Genomic DNA, 9,817 nt, shown 5'->3' with positions numbered 1-9,817 from the left:
GGCAAGCCCGCTCCCACAGTCGCAAGCGTGGGAGCGGGCTTGCCCCGCGATGGTTTCTACGTGCTACTTGAACCCTTCGACAATGAACTCGGCCATGCAATCGGTGATCGGCGACTGCTGCTGCGCGTTGCGCAGCAGCATCACATTGGCCATGTGCAGTTGCGGCAGGCCATCGTCCTCGCCAAGGATGCGCAGCTCGCCGCCGACCAGGCTGTGCAGTTGCGCGGTCACCGCCAGCCCGGCGCTGACGATGGCGAAGATCGCCGCCAGGCTGGGGCTGGTGTAGGCGATACGGTATTCGATGCCCTGTTGCTCCAGGGCATTGCAGGTCCAGGCGCGGCAGAAACAGTCGGTGTTGAACAGCGCCAGCGGCATCGGCCGCTGTTCCTGTGGGCAGTAGCCTCGGGCCGCCGCCCACACCAGCCGTTCCTGGCGCAGCAGTTGGCCGACTTCATTGCCGGGTTCACGGGTGACGATGGTCAGGTCCAGGTCCTGGCGCAGCATCAGCTGTTTCGACGAGTCGCAATGCACCTCGACATGGATCAGCGGGTAGGCCTGGGCGAAGCGGGTGAGGATGCCGGGCAGGTAGCGCATGGCATAGTCGTCCGGGGTGCCGATGCGCACCACCCCGACCATGTGCGGCATGCGCAGGGTATTGAACACTTCGCCATGCAGCTTGAGGATGCGCCGGGCGTAACCCAGCAGCACCTCGCCCTCGGCGGTCAGGCGCACCTGGCGGCCGTCGCGTTCGAACAGCTGGCGCTGCAGGATGTCTTCCTCCAGGCGCTTCATCTGCATGCTGACCGCCGACTGGGTGCGGTTGACCACTTCACCGGCGCGGGTGAAGCCGCCTTGCTCGGCAATGGCGACGAAGGTACGCAGCACGTCGGCATCGAGACTCTGATACTGGGACATTGCATCAATCTCCGAGATGCATGGCATCAGAAACATTCGTTGGATTGATCTTAGGCCTGGGCAGAGACTGAGGCCATCCACACGGAGGGCGTCAAGATGAAAGGTCATTTCAATGTTGCTCACCAGCCGGTATCGGCCCTGAACCATCTGCTGCACGGTGCCGGCGGGCTGTTCCTGCGCTGGTACGAGTTGCACCGCCAGCGCGATGAACTGGCGCGCCTGAGCGATGCGACGCTGCACGACCTGGGGTTGTCGCGGGCGGATATCCAGCAGGAAGCCGACCGGCACTTCTGGGAAGACCCGCTGCGCAAATAGAGGGCGGCCCCCATCGCGGGGCAAGTCGCATCGGCGCACCGCCGCTCCCACGCATTCACACGTGGGAGCGGGCTTGCCCCGCGATAGCGTCTTTACTGTCTGAACCTCAGACGGAGCCCACTCCATGTCCCTCAGCCTGTCCCTCGCCCAGGCCCGCCGCCTGGCGCTGTCCGCCCAAGGCTTCGGCAAGCCCCCCGATACCCCGGCCACGCTCGCCAGCCTCAATCGCACATTCCAGCGCCTGGGTGTGGTGCAGATCGATTCGGTCAATGCCCTGGTCCGTTCCCACTACCTGCCGTTGTTCTCGCGCCTGGGCGATTACCCACAGGCGTCGCTCGACCAGCTCGCCTGGGGCACGCGTCGCCAGCGCCGGCTGTTCGAATACTGGGGCCATGAAGCCTCGCTGCTGCCGCTTGCGCTGTACCCGCTGATGCGCTGGCGCATGGCCCAGGCCCGTGCAGGCCAGGGCATCTACCGGCAGCTCGCGGCCTTTGGCCGTGAGCGTCCCGAGGTGATTGCGCGCGTACTGGCGGCGGTGGCCGAGCGCGGCGCACTGGGCGCAGGCAGCCTGTCGACCCGCGAGGAACGCGCCGGCCCCTGGTGGGACTGGAGCGAAGAGAAACACGCATTGGAATGGCTGTTCGCCGCAGGCGAGGTGACGGTGGCCGGGCGCCGCGGTTTCGAGCGCCTGTATGACCTGCCCGAACGGGTGCTGCCAGCGACCATTCTCGAGCAGCCGGTGCCCAGCGAGGCTGAAGCCCATCAGGGCCTGATGCTGCATGCCGCCAACGCGCTCGGCGTGGCCACCGAGCAGGACCTGCGCGATTATTTTCGCCTGTCACCCCGGCACAGCAAGGCAGCCCTGGCCGAATTGCTGGCGGACGGGCGCTTGCAGGCCTGTTCGGTTCAGGGTTGCAAGCAACCGGCCTATCTGGCGGGCACGCCGCGCATCCCTCGGCGTATCCACACCAGCGCCTTGCTGTCGCCGTTCGATTCGCTGGTCTGGGAGCGCAGCCGCACCGAGCGGTTGTTCGGCTTCCGCTACCGGCTGGAGATCTACACCCCGGCGCACAAGCGGGTGTACGGCTATTACGTGCTGCCGTTCCTGCACCGCGAGCGCATTGCCGCGCGCCTGGATCTGCGTGCCGAGCGTGGCCATGGGCGGCTGGCGGTGCACGCGGTGCACGAAGAAGAGCGAGGGCTGGACGAGGAGGGCTACCAGGCGCTGGCCATCGAGTTGCGGCGCCTGGCCGCCTGGTTGGGGCTTGAGCAGGTACAGCTCAACTGCCCTCGCGCCGAGGGCAGCCGGCTGCGTCAGGCATTGCTCAGCGGCGCACCTGCTTGAGGGTTTCGGCGATCAGGAAGGCCAGCTCCAGCGACTGGTCGGCGTTCATGCGCGGGTCGCAATGGGTGTGGTAGCGATCGGACAGGGCGTCTTCGGTGATCGGCCGGGCGCCGCCGATGCATTCGGTGACGTTCTGCCCGGTCATCTCGATATGGATCCCGCCGGCATGGCTGCCCTCGGCCTGGTGCACCTGGAAGAACTGCTTGACCTCGTCGAGGATCTGCGCGAAGTCGCGGGTCTTGTAGCCGCTGCTGGCCTTGATGGTATTGCCGTGCATCGGGTCCGAGCTCCACAGCACCTTGCGCCCTTCGCGCTCGACGGTACGGATCAGCCCCGGCAGGTGCGCGCCGACCTTGCCGGCGCCCATGCGCACGATCAGGTTGAGGCGGCCCGGGTCGTTGTCCGGGTTGAGCACGTCGATCAGGCGGATCAGCTCTTCGGGGTTCATGCTCGGCCCGACTTTCACCCCGATCGGGTTGTGCACACCGCGCAGGAACTCGACATGGGCGCCGTCCAGCTGGCGGGTGCGGTCGCCGATCCACAGCATGTGCGCCGAGCAGTCGTAGTAGTCGCCGGTCAGGCTGTCGCGGCGCACGAAGGCTTCTTCATAGTTGAGCAGCAGCGCTTCGTGGGCGGTGAAGAAGCTGGTTTCGCGCAGCTGTGGCGCGGTATCCAGGCCGCAGGCACGCATGAACGCCAGGGTTTCGTCGATGCGGTTGGCCAGTTGGTGGTACTTGTCGGCCAGCGCCGAGTTGGCGATGAAGTCCAGGTTCCACTTGTGCACCTGGTGCAGGTCGGCGAGGCCACCCTGGGCGAAGGCGCGCAGCAGGTTGAGGCTGGCCGTGGCCTGGTGGTAGGCCTGCAGCAGGCGCTCGGGGTCGGGCACGCGGCTGGCGGCGTCGAAGCCGATGCCGTTGACGATGTCGCCGCGGTAGGCGGGCAGGGTGACGTTGCCGATGGTTTCATCGTTGGCCGAGCGCGGCTTGGCGAACTGGCCGGCCATGCGCCCGACCTTGACCACCGGGCAGCCGGCGGCGAAGGTCATGACGATGGCCATCTGCAGCAGCACCTTGAAGGTGTCGCGGATCTTCGCCGCCGAGAACTCGGCGAAGCTTTCGGCACAATCGCCGCCCTGGAGCAGGAACGCCCGGCCCTCGGTGACCTCGGCGAACTGCCGGCGCAGTTCACGGGCCTCGCCGGCGAACACCAGCGGCGGATAGCTGGCCAGCGTCTGCTCCACCTTCAGCAGGTGGGCGGCGTCCGGGTAGACGGGTTGCTGCTGGATCGGCAGGGCGCGCCAGCTGTCAGGGCTCCAGGGTTGGGTCATCACGGGCTCTATCTAATAAGTGTCGGTTCAGGCGTAGCTGCCATGGTACAGCCGCCGACGTGCTTGTTGCACCACCGGCATTGGCGGACAATGCGCGTTTTGCGCAGGCGGTGGTGGGATGGCGACGGAGCGGGAAGAGCGGCTGCTGGCACGGGTGGAGGACGCCTTTGGCGTCATCAGCGTGTACGAGGTGGAGGACTACCGCTTCCTCGAGTTCGGCGACGCCATCGAGCAGAGCTGCACCTTTACCGCCGACCCCAGCTGGCTGGAGTACGACTACACCCGCGCCATGCTGGTCGGCGCGCTGTGCCATGAACAGCCCGAGAGTGCGCTGTTCCTCGGCCTCGGCGCCGGCACCCTGACGCAAGCGTGCCTCAAGTACCTGCCGCTGGACGATGTCGAGGCCATCGAGCTGCGCCCCGACGTGCCGCGCCTGGCCATGGAGTTCATGGGCCTGGACGATGACCCGCGGTTGTACGTGCGGGTGGGGGATGCCATCGAGCTGCTGCCGACAGCGGAAAAGGCCGACCTGGTCTTTGTCGACCTGTACACCGACCATGGTCCCGGTGTTGGCCACCTGGCCTGGACGTTCCTGGAAAACTGCCAGAAGCAGCTCAACCCAGGTGGCTGGCTGGTGATCAACCAGTGGGCCAGCGATGACGGCAGGCCACTGGGTGCCGCCTTGCTGCGCGGGCTATACCACCGCCATTACTGGGAGTTGCCGGTGAAGGAGGGCAACGTGATCCTGCTGGTGCCCGCCGATCTGGATCAGCAACTGGACATCGACAGCCTGCGCGCCCGGGCCGAGGCGCTGGCGCCCCGCTTGGGCTACTCGCTGGAATACCTGATCAAGGCCGTAAGGCCGGCTACCTGAAAGCCGCGTCGGCCTCTTCGCGGGTAAACCCGCTCCCACAGGGACTTTGGAGTCCCGAGCCAGTGCTGACCTGTGGGAGCGGGTTTACCCGCGAAGAGGCCGACACGGATGTAAAAGGGAATCGATTCAGCCCGCCCGGTTAGATGGCCCGATACTGGCCTTTTCTTCTGAAATATTTCTCACGGTTCTCACCGAATTCGTATATAGTACGCGCCGGTCTTTTAGCGGGCCGCAAATCAGGTGGTGCAAATCCTCCGAACCCAGCTTCGGCTGCGCGTCCGCTAGTCGGACTTTCCCAAGACGTTCCCATTTTCAATCGTTTTCGCAAATCCCCGCCGCCAAAGCTGCCTGGGTGACCTTTTGGTCTTTCAAGGCATGTGCAGCTTTGGAGCATGGGTCTTTGCGGATGCACCTAGAGGCAGACCCATGACCCAGGAAACCGGCGGATTCGCCGCTCTCGAACTCAATCCGAATATTGTTGCTGCCGTTGTGGCCACCGGCTACGAAGAGCCGTCGGCCATTCAGCAACAGTCGATCCCGATCATCCTCGCCGGTCACGACATGATCGGCCAGGCGCAGACTGGCACCGGCAAGACCGCTGCCTTCGCCCTGCCGATCCTCAACAAGATCGACGTGAGCAAGCGCGAACCGCAAGCCCTGATCCTGGCGCCAACCCGTGAGTTGGCGCTGCAAGTTGCTACCGCTTTCGAAACTTACGCCAAGCAGATGCCGGGCGTTAACGTGGTGGCTGTTTACGGTGGTGCCCCGATGGGCCCACAACTGCGTGCCATCCGTAACGGCGCGCAAATCGTCGTCGCTACCCCTGGCCGTCTGTGCGACCACCTGCGTCGCGACGAGAAAGTCCTGTCCACCGTGCAGTACCTGGTACTGGACGAAGCGGACGAGATGCTCAAGCTCGGCTTCATGGACGACCTCGAAGTGATCTTCGATGCCATCCCGGCCTCGCGCCAGACCGTGCTGTTCTCCGCCACCCTGCCGTCTTCGATCCGTTCGATCGCCGAGCGCCATCTGCGCGAGCCGAAGCACGTCAAGATCCAGAGCAAGACCCAGACCGTCACCGCGATCGACCAGGCCCACCTGATGGTCCATGCCGACCAGAAGATCCCGGCTGTTCTGCGCCTGCTGGAAGTGGAAGAGTTCGACGCGCTGATCGCCTTCGTGCGTACCAAGCAAGCCACCCTGGACCTGGCCGCCGCGCTGGAAGCCAAGGGTTACAAGGCTGCCGCACTGAACGGTGACATCGCCCAGAACCAGCGTGAGCGCGTGATCGACTCGCTCAAGGATGGCCGCCTGGACATCGTCGTCGCCACCGACGTCGCTGCCCGTGGTCTGGACGTACCGCGCATCACTCACGTGTTCAACGTTGACATGCCGTACGACCCGGAGTCCTACGTGCACCGTATCGGCCGTACCGGCCGTGCCGGTCGCGAAGGCCGTGCGCTGCTGCTGGTCACCCCGCGTGAGCGCCGCATGCTGCAGGTCATCGAGCGTGTTACCGGCCAGAAAGTCGCCGAAGCCCGCCTGCCTAACCCGCAAGCCGTGCTCGATGCGCGCATCAAGAAGCTGACCAAGAGCCTGGCGCCGCTGGTGGCCGAGTCCGAGGCCAGCCACGGTGAGTTGTTCGACCGCCTGACCGCCGACCTGGGTTGCAGCGCGCGTGCACTGGCTTCGGCCCTGCTGCGCAAGGCCACCAACGGCCAAGCCCTGGACCTGGCTTCGGTGGAGCGCGAGCAGCCGCTGGTGCCGACCCACAGCCCGCGCGAGCGCAGCACCGGTGAGCGTGCCGAACGTGGTGAGCGTAGCGAGCGCAGTGGTGACCGCGAGCGTCGTGCGCCGATGCCGCTGGCCGAAGGCCGCGTGCGTTGCCGTACCGCCCTGGGTGCCCGTGACGGTATCGCCGCCAAGAACCTGCTGGGCGCGATCCTCAACGAAGGTGGCCTGGCGCGTGACGCCATCGGCCGCATCCAGGTACGCGACAGCTTCAGCCTGGTCGAGCTGCCGGAAGATGGCCTGGAGCGTCTGCTGACCAAGCTCAAGGACACCCGCGTAGCCGGTAAGCAGCTGAAGCTGCGCCGCTACCGCGAGGATTGATCCTGGCGCTGCAATGAAAAAATCCCCGGCCTAGGTCGGGGATTTTTTTTTGCCTGCACCGACCTCTTCGCGGGTAAACCCGCTCCCACAGGTATTGCGCCGGATTTCAACTTGGCGCTGTACCTGTGGAAGCGGGTTTACCCGCGAAGAGGCCCTTCAGTCGAACCGATAGATGTCCATCCCCAGCGCCCCCAGAGTGAAGCCTTGGTGCACGATGCCGAATTGCCCGCCTGCACCCATGGCGAAGTACAGCGGCAGCAGGTGCTCGTCACTGGGGTGATTGCGCACTGCGAATGGCGCCTGCCGGCGATAGTCCACCAGTGCATCCTGGTCTCCCGCCTTCAGCCGCTCCACCACCCAGTCGCGAAACGCCAGTGCCCAGGGCTCGACCGCATCCGGCCCGGCATGCCAGTCGAGCTCGCCGAGGTTGTGGGTAATGCTGCCCGAGCCGACCAGCAGGATGCCTTCCTCGCGCAGTGCCGACAGTGCCTGGCCGACCTTCAGTTGCAGGGCTGGGCCAGCCTGGCTCGGCAGTGATACCTGGATCACCGGGATATCCGCCGCCGGGTACATCAACGACAGCGGCACCCAGGTGCCATGGTCGAAGGGGCGTTTGTCGTCCAGCTTGGCGCCCAGCAGATCGGCCACTCGGCGAGCCAGCACCGGTTCGCCTGGTGCCGGATACTGCACGGCATACAGGGCCGGCGGGAAGCCGTGAAAGTCATGCCAGGTCTGTGGCTGGGGGTTGCCCGTCACCAGCAGCTCGCGGCTTTCCCAGTGGGCCGACACCACCACGATCGCCTTCGGGCGGGGCAGGGCGCGGGCCAGGGCGGCCAGGGCCGGGCCGCTGGCGCCAGGTTGCAGGGCGAGCATGGGCGATCCGTGGGAGATGAACAGGCTGGGCAGCATGGCGAGGTCCTGGCAGGTAAGATGCTGTCATCTTCGGTCAGGAAACGATCGAGATCCAATATAAGTTTTTACGGCTAAATATCGAAAAACCGGGAGGAATCATGGAGCCAGCGTTCTGGCACAAGCGGTGGGCGGACAACCAGATCGGCTTTCACCAGCTCCAGGTGAACCCGTACCTGCAGGCGCACTGGCCGGCGTTGGGCCTGGCCGTCGGGGCTCAGGTGCTGGTGCCCTTGTGTGGCAAGAGCCTGGACCTGCTGTGGCTGGCTGCGCAGGGGTATCGGGTGCTTGGCGTCGAGCTGTCGCGGCGGGCGGTGGAAGACTTCTTTGTCGAGCACGGGTTGGTGGCCGAGGTTTCCCGGCGGGGCGCTTTCGAGGTGTGGCGCTGTGGCGAGATCGAGCTGTGGTGCGGGGATATCTTCGCGTTGAATGCCGAGGATGTGGCCGGCTGCACCGGGCTGTACGACCGGGCGGCGCTGATTGCCCTGCCGCCCCGGATGCGCGAGCGCTACATGGCGCTGCTGGATGATTTGCCAGCCATCGGCAAGGGCTTGCTGGTGACGCTGGACTACGATCAGTCGTTGATCGACGGGCCGCCGTTTTCGGTGGGGGATGGCGAAGTGCGTGCAGGGTTTTCCGGGTGGCAGGTCGATGAGGTTGAGGGGCGGGAGATTCTGGACGAGAGCCCGAAGTTTCTGAAGGCAGGTGTCGAAAGATTGCTGGAGCGAGCCTACAGCGTTCGGCGCTGAAACCATCGCGGGGCAAGCCCGCTCCCACGCCTACATCGGCATCTACAGGTCGTGGGAGCGGCGGTGCGCCGCTGCGACTTGCCCCGCGATGAGGCCGGTATTGGCAATGAAAAAGGGCGACCGAAGTCGCCCTTTTCGCCCAAGCCCTGGATCAGCCGCGGCGGCGCAGTGCGTCGATGCGGTCTTCCAGTGGCGGGTGGCTCATCAGCAGGCCGGCCAGGCCGTGCTTGAGGCCGCCGTTGATGCCGAAGGCCTTCATGGTATCGGGCATGTGCACCGGCAGGCCCTGTTCGCTGCGCAGGCGCTGCAGGGCACCGATCATCGCGCCGGTACCGGCCAGGTGGGCGCCGGCTTCGTCGGCGCGGAACTCGCGGCGGCGCGAGTACCACATGACGATGATGCTGGCGAGGATGCCCAGCACCAGCTCGGCGACGATGGTCGCCACGAAGTAGGCGATACCGTGGCCTTCTTCGTTCTTGAAGATCACCCGGTCGACGAAGTTGCCGATGATGCGGGCGAAGAACATCACGAAGGTGTTCACCACGCCTTGCACCAGCGCCATGGTGACCATGTCGCCATTGGCCACGTGGCCGATTTCGTGGGCCAGTACCGCACGCACTTCATCGGGCGAGAAGCGCTCGAGCAGGCCTTGCGATACCGCGACCAGCGCGTCGTTGCGGTTCCAGCCGGTGGCGAAGGCGTTGGCCTCGTAGGCCGGGAAGATACCCACTTCGGGCATCTTGATGCCGGCTTCGCGGGACAGCTCCTCGACGGTCTGCAGCAGCCACTGTTCGTGGCGGGTGCGCGGCTGGCTGATGATCTGGGTGCCGGTGCTCATCTTCGCCATCCACTTGGAGATGAACAGCGAGACCAGCGAACCTGCGAAACCGAACACGGCGCAGAAGACCAGCAACTGGCCCAGGTTGAGGTCAACCCCGTTGGCGGCCATGAACCCGTTGAAGCCGAACAGGCTCAGGGTAATGCTTGCAACCAGCACCACCGCGAGGTTGGTGGCTACAAACAACAGAATGCGCATCATGGTTGTCACGTTCTCCTGACGGATAAGATTGTTGCGTACTGCGGGGGTATATAAGGGGGAGGCCTGGCGGTTTCAACCGGTCGACTATTTCAAACTGTGTACGCGGGGGAGTATGGCAGAGGATGCCGGAGAGGCTGTGGGAGAGAGCGTTGCAGGATGTAAGAATGAATCGCGGGGGAAAACCAACCCCCCACCGGAAAAGGACGTCCCCCCCACCCCCCTCCTCCCAACC

At 65.2% G+C, this 9,817-nt stretch carries 8 protein-coding genes and 1 pseudogene; 5 read left to right on the top strand and 4 right to left on the bottom strand.

Features of this window, described 5'->3' with window-relative positions; translation table 11 throughout:
• Positions 1 to 63: 63 nt before the first annotated feature.
• A complete protein-coding gene (locus tag ACO6VM_RS17410) occupies positions 64 to 915 on the bottom strand; it encodes a LysR substrate-binding domain-containing protein (protein WP_110996501.1) in 852 nt (283 codons plus the stop codon).
• A gap of 96 nt (positions 916 to 1,011) precedes the next feature.
• On the opposite strand from ACO6VM_RS17410, the gene ACO6VM_RS17405 reads away from it, so the two are divergent.
• Both ACO6VM_RS17405 and ACO6VM_RS17400 read left to right on the top strand, forming a co-directional pair.
• Positions 1,012 to 1,230, top strand: a complete 219-nt coding sequence (locus ACO6VM_RS17405) for a DUF1127 domain-containing protein (protein WP_258645564.1) — start codon at positions 1,012 to 1,014, stop codon at positions 1,228 to 1,230.
• A 124-nt stretch (positions 1,231 to 1,354) separates the two neighbouring features.
• A complete protein-coding gene (locus ACO6VM_RS17400; protein ID WP_422403570.1) occupies positions 1,355 to 2,575 on the top strand; it encodes a winged helix-turn-helix domain-containing protein in 1,221 nt (406 codons plus the stop codon).
• Here the strand turns inward: ACO6VM_RS17400 and ACO6VM_RS17395 are convergent.
• Positions 2,556 to 3,902, bottom strand: coding sequence for a class II 3-deoxy-7-phosphoheptulonate synthase (locus ACO6VM_RS17395; protein WP_422403569.1), 1,347 nt, complete (start codon positions 3,900 to 3,902; stop codon positions 2,556 to 2,558). The genes ACO6VM_RS17400 and ACO6VM_RS17395 overlap by 20 nt on opposite strands.
• A gap of 118 nt (positions 3,903 to 4,020) precedes the next feature.
• Between ACO6VM_RS17395 and ACO6VM_RS17390 the strand changes: the two genes are divergently transcribed.
• A complete protein-coding gene (locus ACO6VM_RS17390; protein ID WP_125857868.1) occupies positions 4,021 to 4,776 on the top strand; it encodes a spermidine synthase in 756 nt (251 codons plus the stop codon).
• A gap of 392 nt (positions 4,777 to 5,168) precedes the next feature.
• Positions 5,169 to 6,888, top strand: a pseudogene (locus tag ACO6VM_RS17385) (DEAD/DEAH box helicase).
• A 156-nt stretch (positions 6,889 to 7,044) separates the two neighbouring features.
• Here the strand turns inward: ACO6VM_RS17385 and ACO6VM_RS17380 are convergent.
• Positions 7,045 to 7,797 (bottom strand): DODA-type extradiol aromatic ring-opening family dioxygenase, encoded by a 753-nt coding sequence (locus ACO6VM_RS17380; RefSeq protein WP_401057825.1) that lies wholly within the window; start codon positions 7,795 to 7,797, stop codon positions 7,045 to 7,047.
• Between the two features lie 101 nt (positions 7,798 to 7,898).
• Between ACO6VM_RS17380 and ACO6VM_RS17375 the strand changes: the two genes are divergently transcribed.
• On the top strand, positions 7,899 to 8,546 hold the full coding sequence (locus tag ACO6VM_RS17375; RefSeq protein WP_401057826.1) for a thiopurine S-methyltransferase: 648 nt from the start codon (positions 7,899 to 7,901) through the stop codon (positions 8,544 to 8,546).
• A gap of 151 nt (positions 8,547 to 8,697) precedes the next feature.
• On the opposite strand, the gene htpX is transcribed toward ACO6VM_RS17375, so the two are convergent.
• Positions 8,698 to 9,585, bottom strand: a complete 888-nt coding sequence (gene htpX, locus ACO6VM_RS17370) for a protease HtpX (protein WP_125463197.1) — start codon at positions 9,583 to 9,585, stop codon at positions 8,698 to 8,700.
• Positions 9,586 to 9,817 lie beyond the last annotated feature (232 nt).

The organism is Pseudomonas sp. GZD-209 (genome assembly GCF_049310485.1).
In the GTDB taxonomy this organism is placed as follows: domain Bacteria; phylum Pseudomonadota; class Gammaproteobacteria; order Pseudomonadales; family Pseudomonadaceae; genus Aquipseudomonas; species Aquipseudomonas sichuanensis.
The sequence above is the reverse complement of the archived record's forward strand: the minus strand, read 5'-3'. Positions and strand labels throughout refer to the sequence as shown.

Excerpts from the sequence above, each read along its gene's own strand:
- ACO6VM_RS17405 (WP_258645564.1), top strand. The coding sequence starts at position 1,012 with ATGAAAGGTCATTTCAATGTTGCTCACCAGCCGGTATCGGCCCTGAAC.
- ACO6VM_RS17395 (WP_422403569.1), bottom strand. The coding sequence starts at position 3,902 with ATGACCCAACCCTGGAGCCCTGACAGCTGGCGCGCCCTGCCGATCCAG.
- ACO6VM_RS17390 (WP_125857868.1), top strand. The coding sequence starts at position 4,021 with ATGGCGACGGAGCGGGAAGAGCGGCTGCTGGCACGGGTGGAGGACGCC.
- ACO6VM_RS17400 (WP_422403570.1), top strand. The coding sequence starts at position 1,355 with ATGTCCCTCAGCCTGTCCCTCGCCCAGGCCCGCCGCCTGGCGCTGTCC.
- ACO6VM_RS17410 (WP_110996501.1), bottom strand. The coding sequence starts at position 915 with ATGTCCCAGTATCAGAGTCTCGATGCCGACGTGCTGCGTACCTTCGTC.
- htpX (WP_125463197.1), bottom strand. The coding sequence starts at position 9,585 with ATGATGCGCATTCTGTTGTTTGTAGCCACCAACCTCGCGGTGGTGCTG.
- ACO6VM_RS17380 (WP_401057825.1), bottom strand. The coding sequence starts at position 7,797 with ATGCTGCCCAGCCTGTTCATCTCCCACGGATCGCCCATGCTCGCCCTG.
- ACO6VM_RS17375 (WP_401057826.1), top strand. The coding sequence starts at position 7,899 with ATGGAGCCAGCGTTCTGGCACAAGCGGTGGGCGGACAACCAGATCGGC.